At 46.3% G+C, this 22,295-nt stretch carries 19 protein-coding genes and 1 pseudogene; 16 read left to right on the top strand and 4 right to left on the bottom strand.

Translation table 11 applies throughout. From position 1 onward, the window contains the following. Positions 1-245 precede the first annotated feature (245 nt). The 16 genes from F3H20_RS09720 (at position 246) to F3H20_RS09650 (ending at position 16,207) form a co-directional block, all read left to right on the top strand. On the top strand, positions 246-626 hold the full coding sequence (locus tag F3H20_RS09720) for a Lin0368 family putative glycerol transporter subunit (protein WP_149734734.1): 381 nt from the start codon (positions 246-248) through the stop codon (positions 624-626). Between the two features lie 27 nt (positions 627-653). After that, entirely contained in the window at positions 654-1,037 is a 384-nt protein-coding gene (locus tag F3H20_RS09715) for a Lin0368 family putative glycerol transporter subunit (protein ID WP_149734733.1), read from the top strand. A 184-nt stretch (positions 1,038-1,221) separates the two neighbouring features. Beyond that, on the top strand, positions 1,222-2,127 hold the full coding sequence (locus F3H20_RS09710; RefSeq protein WP_394349566.1) for a YeiH family protein: 906 nt from the start codon (positions 1,222-1,224) through the stop codon (positions 2,125-2,127). Then, on the top strand, positions 2,010-2,573 hold the full coding sequence (locus tag F3H20_RS20450; RefSeq protein WP_394349567.1) for a putative sulfate exporter family transporter: 564 nt from the start codon (positions 2,010-2,012) through the stop codon (positions 2,571-2,573). Before F3H20_RS09710 ends, F3H20_RS20450 begins: the two co-directional genes overlap by 118 nt. A 2-nt stretch (positions 2,574-2,575) precedes the next feature. Next, positions 2,576-2,833 carry a hypothetical protein gene (locus F3H20_RS09705; protein ID WP_149734732.1) on the top strand — a complete coding sequence of 86 codons (258 nt, stop codon included), beginning with the start codon at positions 2,576-2,578 and terminating at the stop codon, positions 2,831-2,833. Positions 2,834-3,197: 364 nt separating this feature from the next. Next, on the top strand, positions 3,198-4,283 hold the full coding sequence (gene chvE / locus F3H20_RS09700) for a multiple monosaccharide ABC transporter substrate-binding protein (protein WP_149734731.1): 1,086 nt from the start codon (positions 3,198-3,200) through the stop codon (positions 4,281-4,283). Positions 4,284-4,438: 155 nt separating this feature from the next. Beyond that, positions 4,439-5,959 carry a multiple monosaccharide ABC transporter ATP-binding protein gene (gene mmsA / locus F3H20_RS09695; RefSeq protein ID WP_149734730.1) on the top strand — a complete coding sequence of 507 codons (1,521 nt, stop codon included), beginning with the start codon at positions 4,439-4,441 and terminating at the stop codon, positions 5,957-5,959. 18 nt (positions 5,960-5,977) lie between these two features. Next, a complete protein-coding gene (gene mmsB / locus F3H20_RS09690) occupies positions 5,978-7,135 on the top strand; it encodes a multiple monosaccharide ABC transporter permease (protein WP_223191717.1) in 1,158 nt (385 codons plus the stop codon). 261 nt (positions 7,136-7,396) lie between these two features. Continuing rightward, a complete protein-coding gene (locus tag F3H20_RS09685; protein ID WP_149734728.1) occupies positions 7,397-8,599 on the top strand; it encodes an ROK family transcriptional regulator in 1,203 nt (400 codons plus the stop codon). 223 nt (positions 8,600-8,822) lie between these two features. Beyond that, on the top strand, positions 8,823-10,544 hold the full coding sequence (locus F3H20_RS09680) for a ribulokinase (RefSeq protein WP_149734727.1): 1,722 nt from the start codon (positions 8,823-8,825) through the stop codon (positions 10,542-10,544). 22 nt (positions 10,545-10,566) lie between these two features. Next, positions 10,567-11,274, top strand: a complete 708-nt coding sequence (araD, locus tag F3H20_RS09675) for an L-ribulose-5-phosphate 4-epimerase (RefSeq protein WP_149734726.1) — start codon at positions 10,567-10,569, stop codon at positions 11,272-11,274. A 29-nt stretch (positions 11,275-11,303) separates the two neighbouring features. Further along, entirely contained in the window at positions 11,304-12,812 is a 1,509-nt protein-coding gene (araA, locus tag F3H20_RS09670) for an L-arabinose isomerase (protein ID WP_149734725.1), read from the top strand. Between the two features lie 417 nt (positions 12,813-13,229). Continuing rightward, entirely contained in the window at positions 13,230-13,895 is a 666-nt protein-coding gene (locus F3H20_RS09665) for an amino acid ABC transporter permease (RefSeq protein WP_149734724.1), read from the top strand. Then, a complete protein-coding gene (locus F3H20_RS09660) occupies positions 13,876-14,553 on the top strand; it encodes an amino acid ABC transporter permease (RefSeq protein ID WP_149734723.1) in 678 nt (225 codons plus the stop codon). The genes F3H20_RS09665 and F3H20_RS09660 overlap by 20 nt, the downstream gene beginning before the upstream one ends. Positions 14,554-14,589: 36 nt before the next feature. After that, the gene (locus F3H20_RS09655; protein ID WP_188128282.1) at positions 14,590-15,315 is read left to right on the top strand and encodes an amino acid ABC transporter ATP-binding protein; all 726 of its coding nucleotides are present in this window, start codon (positions 14,590-14,592) and stop codon (positions 15,313-15,315) included. Between the two features lie 28 nt (positions 15,316-15,343). Then, complete coding sequence (locus F3H20_RS09650) at positions 15,344-16,207, top strand: cysteine ABC transporter substrate-binding protein (protein WP_281246129.1); 864 nt, start codon at positions 15,344-15,346, stop codon at positions 16,205-16,207. A 142-nt stretch (positions 16,208-16,349) separates the two neighbouring features. Here the strand turns inward: F3H20_RS09650 and F3H20_RS09645 are convergent, their stop codons facing one another. The 4 genes and pseudogenes from F3H20_RS09645 to F3H20_RS20150 form a co-directional block, all read right to left on the bottom strand. Next, positions 16,350-18,107, bottom strand: coding sequence for a B12-binding domain-containing radical SAM protein (locus F3H20_RS09645; RefSeq protein WP_149734722.1), 1,758 nt, complete (start codon positions 18,105-18,107; stop codon positions 16,350-16,352). Further along, the gene (locus F3H20_RS09640; RefSeq protein ID WP_188128267.1) at positions 18,100-19,269 is read right to left on the bottom strand and encodes an N-acyl amino acid synthase FeeM domain-containing protein; all 1,170 of its coding nucleotides are present in this window, start codon (positions 19,267-19,269) and stop codon (positions 18,100-18,102) included. The genes F3H20_RS09645 and F3H20_RS09640 overlap by 8 nt, the downstream gene beginning before the upstream one ends. A gap of 303 nt (positions 19,270-19,572) precedes the next feature. Then, a complete protein-coding gene (locus tag F3H20_RS09635; protein WP_188128266.1) occupies positions 19,573-20,829 on the bottom strand; it encodes an ATP-binding protein in 1,257 nt (418 codons plus the stop codon). 1,250 nt (positions 20,830-22,079) lie between these two features. Further along, positions 22,080-22,295 (bottom strand): annotated as a pseudogene (locus tag F3H20_RS20150) (IS110 family transposase); the annotation flags it as partial.

The raw sequence follows: 22,295 nt of genomic DNA, 5'->3' as shown, positions 1-22,295 counted from the left end.
AGTAGACAAAATAAAAAACACCTGGCTGCAGGTGTTTTTTATTTTGTCTAGGGCGGAATAGCGGAAAAAATTCCCGGCCATCGGGGAAAAAATACCTGGAAAGATAGTACTTATGGTAACTAAACGGAAGGTATTTCAGAAAAACAGCGTTTTATAGCCGGTTTTTCCATGCCGGGGTAGGTGGCACGGAATATGCATTTAATATAGGAAGAAATAAACAGCTTCAATGGGAAGGAGGTGAAATCATGAGACAGCTTGGATCGTTGTTGGGAGCCTGTATGGCGGGTATCCTGGTATTTAACGTCTGGGGGAAGATTGCCGGTACGTATGGTGTGTTTGGCGGCTGGCTGGCAGGGTTTGCCATTATATCGCTGGCCTGGAGCATTAACCACTGGGTAGGGGTTATTTACAACAAGGAAGGAGCAGCGGTGGTTGACCAAGGGTTAGGCATTGCCATTGCCGGCACGGCTATGGGCGTATTCAACGGCGCGCCGTTTGCGGCCGCTGTTCCGACGCTGGTGCTTTGTATTCTGGGCGGCATCACCGGTGGTATCGTTGCTGGTATTGTCATGGATGCGGTTAATAAACCGGCGGTGCAAACAGAAAGGAAAGAGGTCAATCTATAAAGCTAGTAGCTGAAAGGGGGAGAGAGCATGTCTGTAGCGGGTATGATTACCACATTTACCGGCGCATTTTTAGTGGTTTTTGCTGTCAGTACAGTGTGGGGCAAGTTCTTTGGCAAATACGATATGGCCGGTTCGATGATTGCCGCCGGGTTTCTTATTGGCACCATGTGGTGCTTAAACCACGGCGCCAGCATCGGTATTCCCGGCGTGTTAAACGGCGCTACCGGTGTGAATCTAATTGTGCAGGGCAAGGATGCGCCCTGGGTGGATATGGCCTGGGCTATTGGGGCAGGCGTGTTTGCCAACAGCATCTATAGCGGAGGCAACGTAGCCAGGGCCATTCCGACCGTCGTCAGTGTGGCGGCCGGCGGGCTGTTGGGCGGATTTATTTTATCCTGTGTCGGTAAATAGTACAACCGAAGATCTTGACACCGAATTTTACAATATGGTAGTATAACTTTATCATCCAAGAGAATACAGTCAGGCTGATCAGCGCAACTGAAGGCTAAGGATTTTCCGTGAGGAAAGTCTTTAGCCTTTTTTTCTTGGATAACGGGGACGGATAAGTCTCCCGGATAAACGTAGGAGGGATGACATGAGTGAGATTGCGGTAAAGGAACAACATTCGCCAGTCTTGAGTGATTGGCTCAAAAAGGAGGATTCCTGGGCGATCATTATCGCTCTGGGCATCATTTTGCTGGCAACGGCCGGTTTTCTCGGCGGTGGCATCGGTCTGTTCAAGGTCATGGCGGTTGTTATTCCGGCCTGGTCAGGCGCGGCAAAACTGGCGGTCGAGCTGACGAAGCAGGTAACAGGTCTTATCTATCTTTATGTGTTTGCTGTCTTGGTGTTCAGTGGCGGTGCCCAGGTGATGGGCTATAACGGAAAACGGTTTGCTATTGGTTTTTCGGTTTTATTTCTGGCTTCTATTGTGGTAACCATTTTGGGGTCAAATCAGGTAATTAAGAACTGGCAGCTCGAAACGCCGATTCTGGCGCTCTTAATCGGTTTGCTGTTTGGTAACACGGTGAGGCTGCCGGCATGGTTTCAGCCGGCGCTGCGAACCGAGTATTATGTCAAAACCGGGATTATTCTCATGGGTGCCACCCTGCCGTTTACTATTATTTTAGCGGCCGGTCCGGCGGCCATATTGCAGGCGTTGATTGTTTCCTTTGTTACCTTCGGCATTATTTATTTTGCGGCTACGCGGCTGTTTGGGCTGGACCCGCGGTTTAGCGCCTGCCTGGGAGCCGGTGGCTCCATTTGCGGCGTATCGGCGGCCATTGCCATTGGCGGGGCTTGCCGGGCGGAAAAGCAGCATGTTTCGGTGGCTATTTCCCTGGTTATTGTTTGGGCTGTGGCGATGATCTTCCTGCTGCCGGCCTGGGCCAAGGTGTTGGGGCGGCACCGGGCGTCGCCGGCGCCTGGATCGGTACCTCCGAGTTTGCCGATGCAGCCGGGTTTGCCGCCGCGCAGGCTATTGGCGATGAACGGGCCGTGACTACCTTCACTTTGATGAAAGTGGTAGGACGCGATATGTTTGTCGGTATTTGGGCGTTCCTGGTGGCTATTCTGTCGGTAACGGTATGGGAAAAAGGCAAGGGTGCGGCGGAGACAATCGACAAAAAAGAAATTTGGCGGCGTTTCCCCAAATTCATTATCGGCTTTTTTGTGGCGTCTCTGTTTACCACTTTTGTGATTACCATGCTGGGAACCCAAGGCGGCGCCGTTTACTCCAAAGAGGTTATCGGAGTTTTGAAGACCCTGCGGGGCTGGGCCTTTACCTGGACGTTCCTTTGCATCGGGTTTACCACCCGGTTCCGTGAACTGACCGCGGTAGGCTGGAAGCCTCTGGCTGCCTTTACCCTGGGTGTTCTGATCAATGTTCCGCTTGGCTATTGGCTGTCCAGTTCGGTGTTTGCCGGTTACTGGCTGGGGATTAAATAACGATGGTGACATACATTACCCGTATTATCCTGTCGGCGGAGGTTGATCCCAAAGACAGTCCGGCCGCGGCACGGCGAGGAGCGATGCTAAAGCTGCTGGTCAGCCGGGGATTTGTCATTAACCGGCGAAAAAACCGGATTGTGGCCGAGTCGGGCAGCATGGAGGCACAGGCGGTGAAGCGTTACTTGCTGGAGCACGGCTTCCGGGCTGATGAATTTCAGGTATACCTGGAATATACCAGGCAATGGGGTATGCTGTAATAAGGGTTAAAAGACCGTATTGAGTCCAACCGGATTCAATACGGTCTTTTTTGTATGTATGGCCTGCTAATGGTTCTCACTTAGGGGAGTGGCAGCAAGCCGCGTTAGGTCCTGTAGATCGCCTCCGTTTTGAATTCTAACCGGAAAATTTAAAATATAAAAAATTTTTAAAAACTTAGCAGGTATTGGAAAATGGAAAGCGAAGTTAATTAAAAAGATAATTTTATATTTAATTAATATGGCGAGGTGATGGGCTGACGGAGTGAAAATCATAGATCGGGACAGGTAGAACGGAAGAAAAACGGAGTCTGGTTATTGGTGTGTAGAGGTTAACTAAAACCGAAAAAAGAGGAGGAATTTTTTCATGAAAAAAATGGTATCTCTCCTACTGGTATTGGTAATGACAATGCTTTTGGCAGCTTGTGGATCAACCACCAGCCCCACTGCCGCAGACAAAGGCGGCAAGAAAAAGGTGGGTATTGCCATGCCAACCAAGTCGTCTTCTCGCTGGATTGCCGACGGTGACAATATTGTAAAACAACTGCAGGCCAAAGGGTATGAAGTAGATCTGCAGTATGGTGAGGATAATGTGGAAAATCAAGTTGCTCAGATTGAAAACATGATTACCAAAGGGGCTAATGTTCTGGTTGTCGCTTCCATCGACGGTGAAGCGTTAAGCGACGTGCTGCAAAAAGCCAAAGACAGTCATATTCCGGTTATTGCCTATGACCGTTTGATTAAAAAGACACCAAATGTTGACTATTATGCTACTTTTGATAATTTCAAGGTTGGGGTTCTACAGGGCCAGTATATTGAAGAAAAACTAGGGTTAAAGGAAGGCAAGGGGCCTTTTAATATCGAAATATTCGGTGGATCACCGGATGATAATAATGCCTATATGTTTTTTGATGGCGCTATGTCCATTTTGAAACCGTACATTGATTCGGGGAAATTGGTGGTAAAAAGCGGCCAGATGGATATGAAGGTTTGTGCTACGTTACGCTGGGACGGAGCTACAGCCCAGACCAGGATGGATAATCTGTTGAGCAAAAATTACACTTCAGATAAAGTAGATGCCGTTTTGTCGCCTTATGACGGAATCAGCATTGGTGTTATTTCTTCATTAAAGGCCGTGGGATATGGCAGCGGATCTCGCCCGATGCCGGTTATTACCGGGCAGGATGCGGAAATTCCTTCGATAAAATCCATTATCAAAGGGGAGCAGTCCATGACGGTGTTTAAAGACACCCGGGATCTGGCAAAGGTTACCGTAGCGATGGTAGAGGCTGTTTTAAACGGTAAGACGGCAGAAACCAACGATAACAAAACATATAACAACGGGGTTAAGGTTGTTCCCTCCTATCTTTTGCCGCCGGTTGCGGTAGATAAAACTAACTATAAGAAAGTCCTGGTTGACAGCGGCTATTATACCGAGGATAAGTTGCAATAACACGGCGGTTGTATGTCAGCCCCCATATTGTTATGCTGTTGTATTGTATTATTTGATGACGGCCGTGGCTGTCATCAAATAATACATTTAATTTCTTTGATCATACGCGGCCGGGAAACGTGACTTGGCTTAAGGCGAGTGGGGAAGGTGAAGCAATGGGAGAGTATATTTTGGAAATGATTAACATCACCAAAGTTTTTCCCGGAGTTAGAGCGCTAAATAATGTCAATTTGCAGGTTAGAAGAGGAGAAATTCATGCACTGCTTGGCGAAAACGGTGCCGGTAAATCAACTTTGATGAAAATTTTAAGCGGAGTATATCCCTACGGTACCTATGAGGGGGAAATCCGTTATCAAGGAGAGCGTTGTGAATTTAAAACCATCAAAGACAGCGAGAAAAAGGGAATTGTTATTATTCATCAGGAACTGGCACTTATTCCTTATATGTCGATCTCAGAAAACATCTTTTTAGGCAATGAGAATAAAAAGCAGGGAATTATTGACTGGCACGCTACTACGGCACGGACGCAGGAATTGCTGGCGAAGGTAGGCTTGAAAGAATTACCGGGGACAATCATTACCAATATCGGTGTCGGCAAGCAGCAGCTGGTGGAGATCGCTAAGGCGCTTTCCAAAGAAGTGCAGCTGTTAATTTTGGATGAGCCCACATCGGCGCTGAATGAAGCAGACAGCGATAATCTGCTTAATTTGTTGCTGGAGTTTAAAAAGCAGGGCATCACTTCGATTTTGATTTCCCACAAACTAAATGAAATTTCCCGTATTGCCGATGCGATTACTATTTTGCGCGACGGGGCTACCATTGAAACGCTTGATGCCAAAATCGGCATTACGGAAGACCGCATTATCCAGGGCATGGTCGGCAGAACTCTGACCGACCGGTTTCCCCCAAGGACTTCGGTCATTGGCGAAGTTATCTTTGAGGTGAAGAACTGGAATGTGTATCATCCCTTGCATAGTGACCGGCAAATCCTGCGTGATATTCATATAACCATCCGAAAAGGTGAGGTGGTGGGAATTGCCGGACTGATGGGAGCGGGCAGAACAGAACTGGCCATGAGTATTTTTGGCAAGTCCTACGGACAGAAAATCAGCGGTCAGATTTTTAAAAACGGTCATGAATGTCCTTTGGAAACCGTGAATGATGCTATTCGTCACGGTATTGCCTATGTGACGGAAGACCGCAAACAATACGGGCTCATTTTGGACGATGAAATCAGAATGAATGCCACGCTGGCCAATCTCAAAAAACTTGCCCGCCACGGTATTGTTAACGCTAATCAGGAAATTGTGGAGGTCGAAAACAACCGTAAGCAGCTCAATATAAAGTGCTCCAGCATTTTGCAGAAAACAGTGAACTTAAGCGGCGGCAATCAGCAAAAGGTCGTGTTGGCAAAATGGATTTTTGCCGAACCGGATGTTTTGATCTTAGATGAACCTACTCGCGGCATTGACGTGGGAGCCAAGTTTGAAATATACACCATTATTAACAGTTTGGTCAAGCAGGGGAAGGGCGTTTTGCTCATATCCTCCGAATTGCCGGAAATTCTGGGTATGTGCGACCGGATTTATGTAATGAGTGAAGGGCGGATTACCGGAGAACTGCCGCGGGCAGAGGCTTCTCAGGAAAAAATCATGAAACATGTAATAACAAGGTAGGAGGGGCCATCGTTGGAAATGTTAAAAAAAATGATACAGAACAATATCCGGGAATACGGTATGGTGTTTGCCTTGATCTTTATTGTGGTTTTTTTTGAAATAGTCAGTAAGGGAACACTATTAATGCCGTTAAATGTGACAAATTTGATCCAGCAGAATAGTTACATTCTGGTTTTGGCCATTGGGATGCTGCTGGTTATCGTTGCTTTTCAAATCGATTTGTCGGTAGGATCAATCACTGCCTTTGTCGGAGCCATGTCGGCTATTTTTATGGTAGATAATCAGATGGGAGTTATTCCTGCGGTACTGCTTTCCCTGCTGCTTGGCGCGCTGGCCGGGGCTTGGCAGGGATATTGGATTTCTTATTTCCGCATACCGGCATTTATTGTAACGCTGGCAGGCATGCTGGTTTTCCGAGGACTGACGATGACGGTACTCAATGGACAGTCTAAAGGCCCTTTTCCGGTCAGTTTTCAGAAAGTGAGCAACGGGTTTATTCCCGATCTGTTCGGTGGCAGTTCCCTGCACATTACAACCCTGGTGCTTGGCATCGCACTGACTTTGATTTATATTTATTTTGAAATCAGCAGCCGGAAGGCCAAGCAACGGTACAATTTTGAGGTCATACCGTTTCAATTTATGCTGGTAAAAATCGGCGTTGTGGCCATTGCCATTAACTGGTTCATGTACTTGCTGGCTTCTTACAAAGGTGTGCCCAACGTACTGATTCTACTGTTTTTTCTTATCGTTATGTACACCTTTATTACCACAAAAACAGTCATTGGCCGGCATATTTATGCGGTTGGCGGCAATGAGAAGGCGGCTAAATTATCCGGGGTGAAGACCAAAAGCATTGTATTTTGGGTTTTTGTCAACATGGGGGTTTTAGCAGCCCTTTCCGGCCTGGTTTTTGCCGCCAGACTTAACGCGGCAACGCCGAAAGCCGGTGTCGGGTTTGAACTGGATGCCATTGCGGCCTGTTTTATTGGCGGGGCATCGGTATCCGGCGGCACGGGGGCTATTATGGGGGCGATTATCGGCGGCTTGGTTATGGGCGTGATGAATAACGGCATGTCATTGCTGGGCGTCACGGTCGATATGCAACAAACTATTAAAGGACTTGTATTGCTGGTGGCGGTTGCTTTCGACATTTACACGAAGTCGAAACAGTCATAATAAAGCATTTTATCGAATTTATGCAAGAAAATGATAAAAAAACAATTTAATTAATTATTGAAATTAGCAGGATTTTTAATTTTATGTTGTAATATACAATATAACACTTAACAATCAAATATTATGGTAATTGCGATTTGGTCGCAGCAGGTGATTTTTCTTACTTACCTGTAATTTCGGCATTACATTTTATTAAAAACTCTGGCATCAGCAGTTTTCCCATACATGCTGACTGGCTAATGAAAGGTAAGATATAAACTTATGGCAGAAACGAATCAGATAAATTTAAAAGCTGTGGGAGGACCGAATGAGGCTTTAGTGGTTAATACGGTCCGGCGGCGAGGCCCCATATCACGTGTGGATATAGCCAAGCTAACCGGGTTGACGGCACCGACGGTAACGAATATTTCCGGCAAACTGATTGAAGCCGGTATCATCAGTGAGTATATGATCGGCGAATACAGCGGAGGACGCCGGCCGGTTTTGCTCAAGGCGAATCCGGATATGGCTAAAATGGTCATAGTCGATATTCGTTCGAAAGAAGTGGCCGGGTATGTAATTAATGCAGGGCTGGAAATTAGTAAGACAATTCACAGGGATACCCGCCACCTCAATAAAGACGAGGTGCTGGCGGTTATGCTGGATGTCATCGGGTTGCTTTGTTCGTCTGAAGAAGGTAAGGATGTTGCCGCTATCGGAATTATCGTCCGCGGTCCGGTTAAGTCGGCGGAGGGGGTATCGCTGTTTTCACCCAGTACCGGCTGGCGCAATGTACCGCTGAAGTTTATCGTAGAAGCACAGTTCCACCTTCCCACTTTTGTGGAAAATGATATGCGGGCTATGGCTCTGGGCTCCTATCATTACGGCCCCTACCGGGATATCCGGAATGCCGTGTTTTTGGGAGTCGGCGGCGGGATTGGCTCGGGCATCATTTTAAACGGTGAATTATACCGTGGTTTGGGTGATAGCGCCGGTGAAATCGGCCACAGTGCCGTTGATGTCAACGGGCCTGTTTGTAGCTGCGGCAATCGGGGTTGTCTGGAGGCCATGGCCTCGGAAACCGCGCTGGTTAATCTGGTTGTGCAGGCTATGCGGGAAGGGCGTAGTTCGCTGGTGGCGCAATTGGTTGATCAGGATACCGAAGCGGTCAAACCGGAGCATGTGTATGCCGCTGCGGAGCAAGGGGATGCCTTGGCTATGGAGCTGTTGCAAAATGTGGCCCGCTATCTCGGGGTAGGTGTTTCCAATGTGATTAATATCTTTAATCCTGAACTGGTGATTATTGGCGGTGGAATCACCAGAGTTTATCAGCTTATAGAAGCCAGTATGATGGAAGTGATTAAGCAGCGGGTGTTGGAAAGCTGTTTTGCCAGTGTCCGGATCGAGTATTCGGCCGAGGGGCGGGCTGCAGCCTTAAACGGCATTGTTGATTTAACGATGCAGGGAATTATCATGAACAAGTAGCACATCAAAATAGAGTTAGAAGCGTCACTTTTCGCGTTGTCGGAAAGTGGCGCTTTTTTTTTGAAAATATATTTTTTTCAGAAGAAGGAAAATAATGGGCGGTAGCGTATATATTTTATATAATAAATTAAATATTTAATTTATTATATAAAATATATAGCTGCAATTCAGAAAACCGGACGTAATAATTCTGGATTTAATTGAAAATGAGGGAGGGCAAGTTGTGGAAAGTAAAAAGTTCAGCATAGGTATTGATTTTGGTACGCAATCCGGGCGTGCTTTGTTGGTGGAAGTAGCGACCGGCAGGGAAGTAGCCGATGCGGTGGTAGCCTATCAGGATGGCGTGATTGATGAGGTGTTGCCGGGAACCGATAGGGTATTGCCCGATGACTGGGCTCTGCAAAACCCGGAGGATTATCTGACTGTCTTATTTGAGGCTGTTCCTCAGGTACTTGCTGAAGCTAAGGTTGACCCGGAGGATGTAATCGGCTTGGGGATTGATTTTACCGCCTGTACTATGTTGCCGGTGGCTAAAGACGGGAGGGCCTTATGCCAACTTCCCGGGTTTCACGATGAACCGCATGCCTGGGTTAAACTTTGGAAGCATCACGCAGCGCAGGATGAAGCTAATCGCTTAAATCAAATTGCCGCCGACCGAGGGGAAAAGTTTTTATCCCGCTACGGCGGAAAAATATCGTCAGAGTGGTTGATCCCTAAAATATGGCAGATTGTGAATGAAGCGCCGGCTATTTATGAGGCGGCCGACCGGTTTATGGAAGCTGCCGATTGGGTCACTATGCAGATGACGGGAAGGGATGTCCGCAACAGTTGTACTGCCGGTTACAAAGCCATCTGGCATAAACAGGAGGGGTATCCCGGCAGGGAATTCTTCAAAGCCTTGGATCCTCGTATGGAGAACCTGGTGGAGGAAAAGTTATACAGCCCGATTTTGCCCATCGGCAGCAAGGCCGGTGAACTGTTGCCGGACATGGCGGAAAAAATGGGGCTGAAGGCAGGAATTGCCGTTTCGGTAGGCAATGTCGATGCCCATGTGGCCGTACCGGCGGCCGGTGTGGTAGAACCGGGGAAATTGGTCATGAGCATGGGAACGTCGATTTGCCATATTGTACTGGGCCGGGAGGAAAAAACGGTTGACGGTATGTGTGGCGTGGTGGAGGACGGGGTTGTTGCCGGCTATTACGGGTATGAAGCAGGACAATCGGCAGTGGGTGATATCTTTGAGTGGTTTGTGGAGCATTGTGTGCCGGCAGCGTATAGGCAAGAGGCTGCTTCGCGCAACCTTAGTATTCACAGCTTGCTGGAGGAAAAGGCAGCCCGCCTGGTGCCGGGCGAAAGCGGACTGCTGGCGCTGGACTGGTGGAATGGCAATCGCTCGGTACTGGTGGATACGCATTTGACAGGCTTGCTGTTGGGGGCTACTTTATTGACCAAGCCGGAAGAAATCTATCGTGCCTTAATCGAAGCCACTGCCTTTGGCACCAATATGATCGTGGAAGCCTTTGAAAACGCCGGGGTGAAAATCGACGAATTGTATGCTTGCGGCGGGTTGTCCCAGAAAAACAATATGCTCATGCAGATCTATGCCGATGTGACCGGACGGGAGATTTCGGTAGCCGAATCATTGCAAACGCCGGCTCTGGGCGCGGCTATGTTTGGGGCGGTAGCGGCCGGGGAAAAAGATGGCGGCTATGATACGATTTTTGCCGCAGCCGCCAAAATGACCAGGATTAAACAGGTATATGAGCCTAGGCCGGAGCATGTCGCCCGCTATGCAAGGCTATATGCCGAATATAAAACGCTGCACGATTATTTTGGCCGTGGTGCCAATAATGTGATGAAACGTTTAAAAGAACTTAAACAGACGGCCAAGACGCAAAGCAATGTTCAGCCGCCGGCCTGCCAGTTGGAGTTAGAGGTAAGCTGACCAAGGGAAGGAGGTAATCATTATGCTGGAGGAACTTAAACGTTCTGTATGGCAGGCTAATCTGGATCTGCAAAAGCACGGCCTGGTATTATTTACCTGGGGTAATGTCAGTGGCATTGACCGTGAACAGGGTCTGGTAGTGATAAAGCCAAGCGGCGTGGAGTATGAGAAGCTGCAGCCGGAAGATATGGTGGTTTTGGATTTGAGGGGAAAGCAGGTAGAAGGCAAATACCGTCCCTCTTCGGATACTCCCACTCATTTAGTGCTGTATAACCAGTTTGCTGAAATTGGCGGTATTGTTCATACTCATTCCACCTATGCTACCGTTTGGGCTCAGGCCGGACGATCTATTCCGGTACACGGCACCACCCATGCCGATTATTTTTACGGCGGTATTCCTTGCACGCGGCCATTAACTTTTCAGGAAATTGAGAATCAATACGAAGAAAAGACCGGAGAAGTCATTGTGGAAACTTTTCAGGGCAAACCTCCCGCCAGCGTTCCCGGCGTGCTGGTAAACAATCATGGACCGTTCGCCTGGGGAAAAGATGAACAGGAAGCTGTCTATCATGCCGTTGTTCTGGAGGAAATAGCCAAGATGGCTTTATACACCCATACACTAAATCCGGGGGTTGCGGCAGTAGATCAAAGCTTGCTGGATAAACATTTTCTACGAAAGCACGGACAACATGCTTACTATGGGCAGGTAGCCTGTACCGATGAAGAGTAAGCGAATTTTGACTATGGGGAGGAAGAAATATGCAATTAAATTGCAACGAAAAAGAAGTATGGTTTCTTACCGGCAGTCAGCATTTATATGGTGACGAGACCTTGCAACAGGTTGAAGAACATTCCCGGATTATTGCCCGGGGGATAGCCGGGAACATTGATATACCGGTGAAAGTAATATGTAAACCGGTACTGACTACTCCGGAGGCCATTTACAATACCTGCATTGAAGCAAATAGTGAAGAGAATTGCATTGGCTTGATTGCCTGGATGCATACATTTTCCCCGGCGAAAATGTGGATTGCCGGTCTGAAAGTACTGCAAAAACCGCTGGCCCATCTTCATACACAATATAACCGGGACATTCCCTGGGCAGATATCGATATGGACTTCATGAATCTCAACCAGTCGGCTCACGGTGACCGGGAGTTTGGTTTTGTAGGGGCGCGACTGCGGAAAAACCGTAAGGTGATTGTTGGTTACTGGCAGGATGAAGACGTTGCTGCGCGGTTATCTGTATGGATTAGAGCAGCTCTGGCCTGGAATGACTGGCAGGGAGCCAAAATTGCCCGTTTTGGTGATAACATGCGGGAAGTGGCGGTAACCGAAGGGGATAAGGTGGCGGCTCAGATTCAGTTTGGTTATTCGGTTAACGGTTATGCGGTGGGCGATTTGGTTGCATGTGTTAACTCCGTTGAGAAGGCGGAAATTGACCGGCTGGTTGACGAATATGAAGCTACCTATACCGTACATCCCGATTTAGCCCGAAACGGTGCCAAACGGGAAGCGTTATTGGAGTCGGCCAGAATTGAGGCCGGCATGAAAAAATTTTTAGAAGCCGGCCAATTCAAAGGATTTACCACCACTTTTGAAGATTTACACGGTTTGCAGCAGCTTCCCGGTCTGGCGGTACAACGTTTGATGGGGGCAGGTTACGGCTTTGGCCCGGAAGGTGACTGGAAGTCGGCGGTCCTGGTTCGGGCCATGAAGGTAATGTCTTACGGATTAAAAGGTGGTACCTCGTTAATGGAGGATTATACCTATCACCTGGAAACTGGCAACATGAAGGTGCTGGGCGCTCATATGCTGGAAATTTGTGAATCTGTGGCAGACGGTAAGCCCTCTCTCGAAGTGCATCCCCTGTCCATCGGCGGCAAAGACGACCCGGCCCGCCTGGTCTTTAATGTTCCCGCCGGCCGCGGCTTGAATGCCACCATGATTGATATGGGCAATCGCTTCCGGCTGCTGGTTAACGAGCTGGCTGTTGTTACGCCTGATCAGGAGCTGCCCAAGCTGCCGGTAGCCAGGGCTCTTTGGATTCCGCAGCCGGACTTTAAAGTAGGTGCTGAGGCCTGGATTTTAGCCGGCGGCGCACATCACAGCAGCTTCAGCCAGGCGGTTACCCAGGAACATATGGAAGATTTCAGCGAGATGGCAGGCATTGAGTATGTTGTTATCAATAATAAAACAGAGATCGACGCTTTTAAAAAGGAACTGAAGTGGAACGAGCTTTATTATCATTTAGCTAAAGGAATATAGTAATCAAATTTCCCCTCCTATACAGGGTTGCCGTTAAACGAACCAGCAGAATCGTTTAATGGCAACTCTGATTTGCTTAGCTTCAGCAAATTTAATGGGGCATTTTTTTTGATTAACGGAATATAATGGAGCCGTACTTGTGTGTGGCGATGCTTAGAAATAAAAAAAGTATTGACAATAAAGTTATATGGGTGTTACTATTTATATAATTATTAGAAAAAGTGCATATGTACGGAACAAATTCCAATTTTGTACGTTACATAAAGATAAATATACGGCTGATTAGACATCTAAAGGCCAAAAAAAGCTGGTAGTAATATCGCTTTTTTTGGTCTTTTTCTATGTCAATTTAACAGCGTATGGTTTGTCTGCTTGGGAAGCGTAAAAGCATTATGGGTGAAAACAGGTGGTGATCTATTGAATATTAACTGGGATTTTATTGTAATAAGCATACCTTTATATCAAAAAGCGGCCTGGCTTACTTTGCAATTATCATTTTTTGGTATATTGGCTTCGATTGTTATCGGTTTTTTGGGCAGCAGTATTCTGTATTACAAGGTTAGAGGCCTGACGCAGCTAGTTCATGCTTATATTGAGCTTTCCCGCAATACGCCGCTGCTGATCCAACTCTTTTTTCTGTATTATGGTCTTACCAAAATGGGCATTACCCTGGGAGAAAAAACCTGTGCTATTGCCGGTCTGGCTTTTTTAGGCGGCAGCTATATGGCGGAAGCCTTTCGCGGAGGTATGGAATCGGTAAGCAAATCGCAAATAGAATCGGGGCTCAGCATCGGCCTTTCCCGCAAGCAGCTTATCCGGTATGTAATTTTGCCCCAGGCCTTTTCGGTCACGCTGCCTTCCCTGGGGGCCAACTGTATTTTTTTATTGAAGGAAACCTCTATTGTAGGAGCGATTGCTTTGCCGGAACTGATGCATACCACCCAGGACCTGATTGGCATGTATTACCGTACCTTTGAAGCATTGCTGCTGCTGGTCATAACGTATCTGATTTTATTACTGCCCTTATCCTTATTTTTGACTTGGCTGGAAAGGAAGGTGCGTTATGCTGAGTTCGGGAATTAATGTGCTGACCGAAGGCATTAACCTGCAACGGCTGATGGGCGGCTTGCTGGTAACGGCGCAAATCGCTTTTACTTCCATTGTGCTTGGCGCCATACTGGGAATACTGCTTGGTTTGCTGCAAACCGTGCAATCCAAACTGGTACGGCTGTTTTGTCGGCTTTATCTGGAACTGTTCCGGATCATACCGATTTTGGTGTGGCTGTTTATTGTCTACTTTGGCGTGACCAATTTGCTGGATATCCACTTGGAGGGAGAATTGGTAGCCATTCTGATCTTCAGTTTATGGGGGGCGGCGGAACTGGGGGATATTGTCCGGGGCGCCCTGCAATCGCTGCCCAGGCATCAACTGGAATCCGGTAAGGCGCTGGGGCTGAGTTTTTGGCAATTATACCGGTATGTGCTGATTCCGCAAGCCGTACGCCGTATGCTGCCGGGGGCAATCAACCTTTCCACCCGTATGGTGAAAACCACATCGCTGGTGGTCATGATCGGAGTTATTGATGTCGTAAAAGTAGGCCAGCAAATTATTGAACGGTCTATTTTAAAAGAACCTACCGCTTCTTTTTGGATATATGGCTTTATTTTTATCCTGTACTTTATCATCTGCTATCCTTTGTCTAAGTTGTCGAAACGATTAGAAGCCAAATGGCAGAGTTAGGGAGTGATTACGATTAGTTTAACAAGCAATGAGGTTTTGCTGGAAATAGAAGAATTACGTAAAGAATATGATGGGACTACAGTACTGGACGGGATCAGCCTCACGGTGCATAAGGGAGAGGTAGTCGTGATTCTGGGGCCGTCAGGGTGTGGTAAGAGTACGTTGCTGCGTTGCCTGAACGGCCTGGAACCGGTACAAGGTGGTGATATCAGACTGCGGGGAAATAGCCTTACCGGTTCGACGGTGAACTGGCAGCAGACCCGTCAGCAAATCGGTATGGTTTTCCAAAATTATGATCTTTTCCCGCATATGACGGTGATTGAGAATATCCTGCTGGGGCCGACCAAGGTACAGCAACGGAGTAAAGCTGAAGCGCTTGAACAGGCTTTGCAGCTATTGGACCGGGTCGGGCTCCTGGAGAAAAAGGATGCCTACCCCCGTCAATTATCCGGTGGTCAGAAACAGCGCATTGCCATCGTCAGGGCGCTTTGCATGAACCCGGAGATTATGCTGTTTGATGAAGTTACCGCTGCGCTGGACCCGGAAATGGTACGGGAAGTTCTGGAGGTCATTCTTGGTTTGGCCAAACAAGGCATGACGATGTTGATTGTAACCCATGAAATGGGCTTTGCCAAAGCGGTGGCCGACCGAATCGTGTTTATCGATCAGGGTAAGATCTGTGAAATTGCTGAGCCGGAGCAATTTTTCTCGCAACCGCAAACCGAACGGGCTCAGCAATTTTTAAATATATTCCAATATTAAATAAAACACAAAAGAGGAGACGAGGAGTATGAGTATGAAAAAGATTCTAACCGTGGTATTCAGTGCATTATTATTGATCGGAGTATTGGCCGGGTGCGGTTCTAACGCAACACCAAAAGCCGATCAGCCAGCCAAGAGTGCGCTAGAGGAAATCAAACAGCGCGGCACTATTCGCATTGGTGTATTTAGTGACAAACCGCCGTTCGGTTTCGTTGACGCCAATGGCAAAAATCAAGGCTTTGATGTGTTCCTGGCTAAACGTTTTGCCAAGGATCTGCTGGGCGATGAATCCAAAGTGGAATTTGTCCTGGTGGAAGCAGCCAGCCGGGTGGAATTCCTGCAGGCAAACAAAGTAGATATTATTATGGCTAATTTTACGGTAACTGACGAAAGAAAAGAAAAAGTTGATTTTGCTAACCCGTACATGAAAGTAGCTTTGGGTGTGGTTTCTCCGTCCGGTGAGCCGATTACTTCGGTTGATCAGTTAAAGGGTAAAAAGCTGATTGTTAATAAAGGAACTACGGCTGAAACCTATTTTGCCAAGAATTATCCCGATATTGAACTTTTAAAATACGATCAGAACACGGAAGCCTTTGAAGCGCTTAAAGATAAACGCGGCGCCGCTTTGGCCCATGATAATACTCTTTTATTTGCCTGGGCTAAGGAAAATTCCGGTTATACCGTAGGAATTTCCACACTTGGCAGCCAGGATACCATTGCTCCGGCCGTTAAAAAGGGCAACAAGGAACTGTTAGACTGGATCAATCAGGAACTGGAAACGCTGGGCAAGGAAAACTATGTTCATAAAGCCTATGAAGCGACGTTAAAACCGGCCTACGGTGACACTATTAATCCGGAAGATATTGTGATTGAAGGCGGCAAGTTGAAATAGGTCTGACTGAATTAGTTGCCTGAATCATGCCATATTTGACTACAAGAACTAAAATACCCGTTTCCAAGCTGTATGCGAGGAAACGGGTATTTTTTGTGATTAGGACACCAATTCAGTATTCGAGATTAGACGATAGCCGTTTTTACCCTTGCTTGCTTGCTGTGTCTGTCTGGTTATAATTCGATTTTGCCAGATCGACACTGCGTTCATTCATTCTTTGTGTGATTTTTTTGATAAAGGGGGACGTGCCGCTTAGGATATCGACAAATGAGTTTTTCTTGAAATCAAATAAGTCATTTTGCGAGTTATAGCCGATAGCCTGGCTCATCATTAGATAGTCATCGGAAATATTGATGGGGATTCCCATGGCGGTAATTTCCCGATTGAGCCTGCCTAATTCTTTCAGCATTTCCTTCATATCCATGCCATTTAGTTTGTAGTTTACGGTACTCCAGAATTCAACCGGTTTGGAAACGGAATATTCGTAGTTCATCCACTCATACACATAGTTTTCGCTGAGTGTAAAGCCAAACTCTTCCGGTTTGTCAAACCAGGTAGTTCCTGGAAATACTCCCGGCGGGTTGACGATAACGGTATCGGGATTAGCTTCTTTGAATAAACGGACATTAGCGTCGAAAACATCTTCTAACGTAACGCCGGGGACAACCGGGCAGGGATAGATCATGGATAAAACTACCTGGCAGGATTGTTTTTCTGCCTCTGCCGCCAGTTTGATGCAATGAATGGTGTCAATGATATCTTTTCTTACTACACCTTTATGCATGATTTTATCATTGATAACATCATGTCCGGTTTCACCGCCCAGGAAAACAGCCCTTAAGCCGGAGCGAATCATCAAGCGGTAGGCCTCATAGGTAGATTTTGACACCTTTGCCGGACGGGCAAACATGGAATAATTGATTTTAAGGCCATTGGCCAGAACCATTTGAGCAATAGCCTTGCCATGGGCCAGTGGCGTTTCTGAACTGCTAAAGCGAAAGAAGGCAATTCCCCGGCTGGTCATAGCTAAAATTTCTGCTTTGATTTCCTCCAGTGGCCTAGGCGTATAATGAATGCTTTGCCGGGTATGGGAGCAAAAGGCGCATTTGTTCCAGGTGCAGCCCAGCCCGTCCACCAGAGTGTGGAACCATACTTTGTCCGCCATATCGGCTGGCCGATAGCGGGGAATGATAAAAGTATGGGCATAGTAATCGCCAGATTCACTGTAATGACCGGTACGGATGAGCGGCGAAGGGCCGAAAGTATGCCGTACTAGTGCCATAAACTCCACTTTTGTCGGCACAGTTTTCCGTAATTTCAAGAGTTCCTCAAGCACTTCTTCGCCAGGTCCCATAATAGCAAGATCGAATTCTCCCTGAGCCAGCATATTTTCGCCGTATACTTTGACATGAGGTCCACCGGCGATAACGGTCGTTTCAGGGGACAAAGCACGAATTTTTGCGGAAAGTCGTTTGCTCCAGGCATAGGGAGCGCCTCCCCAAACCTTGATTCCCACAAAGGGAATATGGTCGGTTGTAACTAGTGTGGCCAGGTTATCAATGATTTTGTCCATATGTTTTTGGCGGTAAGCGAGGGTAATTGATTGTAGCGGCCAGGCCAGCAGCATGACCAACAGCGTGAGTGATTTGAAACGGCTAACTAGCGGGTTGCCTTGCAGCTGGACTACCCAGCGTAAGACCGTCAAAAGCCAGGTGGGAACACCGTCCTCAACGGCGGAAACGCGTTGTTCATCGGCAACATAGACGATAAAGTCACGGTCTTCCAGGTAGGTCCGGATAATGGCCAAGCCATTTTCTAGTGCGGCATCGGAAGCAATTCGGTGCCGTGGCGCAAAACTATTGACTAATATCAGGTCGATGGAGGTATCTTTTCTAGGCATGGCGGTTTTCTCCTTTGCTAGATGAAATTTGGGGAGTTTTCTCCTGCTGATTTAGCAGATTGTCCGTCATCGTAGCCGCAGCTTCCTGAAGGGGATAGTAATACCGTTCAAGCGATTGCTGTGGAAGGACTAGTAAATCCGAATCTTCTAACGCAATAATGGAATCGGAGGGCAGTCGTTTTATCTGTGGGGTAATTCCGCCAAATACCTCGCCTGCTTGTAAAATTAATTTTGGGTTGGCAGATTGGGTAGCTAGTTGACCTGACAGAATAATATATAGATCGTGGCAGGCTGTGTTTTCTTCAATAAGGCAATCACTAGCCTTACAAGAGAAGACTGCACTGGATTCAAGTAATGCCATAGTGTCAGCTTGGGATATATGTTGAAAAGCTGGAATGCTGGTAAGAGGCTTTCCTAATTTTTCTGTTAAAAAAGTCCATAGATCATGTGGCCTGGTTAGGCGGCTGTTCAGGACTTTTCTGGTTGCCGGAAATAACTCCGTAAATTTCCGGGCAGTTTCCGGGTTGGCCTTTCTCGTTCGGGCTTGCCGGTATAAGGGAGACCGTACCATGCGTAAGTATTCAGTATCATCTACTAAGAGGATAATCGGCACCAACAGCCCATAGCCTTCATCGCTAAAGTTGGGAGCAAAACGCCGGAAGCCGAGGCGTTCGTATAAAGGAACCAGGTAAGGGTTGCAACCACCAAACCAAAAGCGAATGTTCTGATCGGCCAGAATTTTATAGACTTCCGACAAAATCAGGTAAAGCGCTGTAGAATTGCGGTATTCTTTTTTTACGGCAAGCTTTGTGCAAAGTCCGTATAAAAGATTAGGGTCATTAAAACCAGCTTGAAAGGTATGCAATTGAAAGATATCGGCCAGTTCTTTAGAATATTCAGCAGCCGTTGCTATGGTGAGACGAGCGGTGGCTAATATGGTTTCTCCTGTTTGAACATAAAGTAGGAGGCTCCGGTCATCCAGTTCATCGTAAAGTTGATTTCCTTTAGCGTGATTGGCTGCTTTGCCCATTTCTTCGACATATACCTGATAGCGTAGTTTATAGATTTCATTCTTTTCCCAGATGTGAACGGCCGTATGCACTTGAAAGTTTTCAGAATTGGGTTTTTCAATTGAGGGTTTTGTTACAGTTTTATTAAACATACATGACCTCTCCATTCTAAATTTTTTATCCAATAACAAACTTGCGCTTTTACGCCTGCTTCCGGCGAGAGTAAAAGCGATTCGTCCTGGAATGAGACTGCTTTTCGTGAGCGCAAAACTCTTGCTGAAATGAGTCTTATTATTCCAGGCTGATTCCAGTGTTTAGGCAAGCATAGGCATCACCTGCTTTAAAAAAGTTTGTATGGTAACCCTGAAATGTATATTTCGGGGAAGACCCGGATAAAAAAACAGACAAGGAGCCCTGGTTAGGGCTCCTTGTCTATGAGAGTCAAAATCAACAGATTATGAAACTTTAAATATGATCCGGAAAGTGGTTCCTGTTGGTCCCGTTTCTATCTGAATATTTGCCTGATGATCGTCGGCAATCCGGTATACTACAGCAAGCCCAATCCCTGTTCCATTTTCCTTAGTAGTTAGAAATGGTTTCCCGATATTTTCTAAAACGTGGGGAGGAATGCCTTTTCCCTGATCCTGTACAATAAGCACCAATTCCCCCTGTTCATTGACCTGAGTCTGGATTGTGACGACTCCGCCGGAGTCCATTGCTTCCAACGCATTGCGAACTAAATTTAAAATGAGTTGCCGCATTTCCTTTTCGTCCAGATGAATATCCGGAGTGGGAGCAAGATAATAATGAATGTCTTTGTTGGAGGCATTAGCATCGGCGGTAATGAGGGGCTGTAAATCTTCGATGATTTTATTTAGCGGGCACGGCTTTAATTCACGGGCTTTATTCTGGCAAAGCGACAAGTATTCTTTGATAATCAGGTTGGAACGTTCCAGTTCGCTGATCAGTAAATGCAGTTGCTCGGTATAAGGGGCAAAAATAGATTTTTTAAGGAAAAGCTGCAAATAACCTTGTACGGTTGTTAAGGGATTTCTGATTTCATGGGCCACATTAGCAGCCATTTGTCCGACCGTATTCAATCTGTCCAGGCGGGAGACATCCTGTTCTAGTTTTTTGCGAGCGGTAATGTCGCGGATAATTCCTTCAAAGCTGGTGCAAACTCCCCGTTCGTCAAAAATAGGAACAGTGGTTTGTTCTACCCAGATAAGAGCATGATTCCGCCGAATAAAGCGCATGATCAAGGGGTGCTTTGCATGGGCAGCCGGATTGCGCAGCAGAGACTCTAATAAAAAGGTGTCACCAGGATGAATAAGGGAGAAAAACATATCGGGAGAATGATAGTAATGACTAGCTGGATAGCCACTTAAACGTTCGATTGAGGGACTGATATACTCAAAGCCTTGTTTTGGCTGTAGCCGGTACAAATAAATAACATCGACTGCATTTTCCGCCAATAGACGATACTGCGCCTCTTTTATGCTTAAATCATGGAAGCTTTTCTCTAAATAGAGAATCAAAGTGCCTATTGATATAACAAAACGCAGCAAACCGCTTATAAGGAAACCCCAGGGAGCAAACCAGGTAACAGGCAGTAAGAAAGGCATGTCCAGGGTGTGGATACCCAAGCCGGCAAAGGCAAAGCCAACGATATTTTTGCCCCAGCTTTTATTTGGTAGCTTGCGAGTGAACATATAACCGTGCCAAAAATCAACACAGGCTACAAATATGCAGGAAGGAATTAGCTGTACGAGAAAGTGGGCTTTTAGATAGAAAGCGATATCTGTAAATATAGTGATTGCCCCGGCCCAATAATACCAGCCTTTGTTAATAGTGCGATTCAAAAACTTGCTGGTGGCATATAGAAGCAATACGTAATTAGCGTTGACTGTGAATAGGACTGTAACAAACATAGGGATAGACATTTGATGAAATGGGGTACGGTAGAAAATTTGTATAATAAAATGCACTAACCAGAAAACTGCCCATAAGCCGATATAACTCTGTCGGTAAAGTGAATATAAGAAAAAATATACACACGTAACGGCCAAAGTAGCTGAAACGGTAGCGATAATAGAAAGCTCATAAAAGGTCATAATAGTACCTCTTTATGTAGAAAGTGGACTGCTTTTTTGAAAATAATTTATTACTATACATTTATTATACAAGGATTATAAAATATTTAATATGTTTTGTGGTAAAACCTTATAAAAAGTTGATTATTGTAAGGTTTTGGGGAAAAATGGAAGGTTAAATAGATGCTTACGATAATGAGTAATATTTAGGAAGCTAAATAAAAAGAAAAGTTTACAAAAATATATTGACAAGGCTGGCGCGCCATATTATACTCATTTCAAATGTATAAGTGCAAAAACAGGCTGGTCATAAAAAAGTGAAGGCTAATGCGTTCCCGTTAAGGGACACATTGGCCTTTTGTTTATTATGGCCGCTCCGTTCCGACAAGCAAAATACGATTTTTTTAAGTAACAGGCTGATCATAAATTGTCATGAAGGCTAATGAACTTCCTTTATCGGAAATTCATTAGCCTTTTATTTGTTCTGTACAACTGCAGGCGAAAGCCGGAGTAGGCGCCCTCCAGGCTACCGTCAATAGCGGTTGTTATAGATATAACGCCGGGTAAACGCTTTGTGAAAAATAATAGAAGCTATAAATTTTCTACCGGCAGGAGAAGTAAAAGTTAATAGTTTCCCTGACGACCTGTTTTTCTTTCCGTTTCTCTAAAGGAATAAGAATAGGTTCGTCTCGGATGTGTTTTGACTATGTTTCAGCGGGTGTTAAAGCTTTCCCTGAAATTAAGTTTTATTTATTATGAGCCTGCAAAGTAAATGTCAAGAGAAGAATTGAGAAAACAGTGCGAGTAAAAATACGCAATGCAAACAAGCCACCGCAAAAAGCGCTGGCAGCCAAGTGAGTTGCAGGGAACTACTCGGTTGTGTTAAGCGAAGCTAAGTATTCTTTTACCTTCCCGTAGTAAATGCGCAGAAATTTGTTAGCCCCGGCGGTCATGTAGACGAAGTAAGGTTTTCCCTCGTCCCGTTTCCTGTTCATAAAGCAGAACACAGGGTCATCTGGTGGGGCTTTCTTAATGAGTACGTCCATCACTAGAAAAAGCGTTTTCCGTAGCTCCGGGGAGCCGTG

The organism is Propionispora hippei DSM 15287, assembly GCF_900141835.1.
GTDB lineage: Bacteria > Bacillota > Negativicutes > Propionisporales > Propionisporaceae > Propionispora > Propionispora hippei.
Note: the sequence above shows the minus strand (reverse complement) of the source record. Positions and strands in the feature narration are given on the sequence as shown.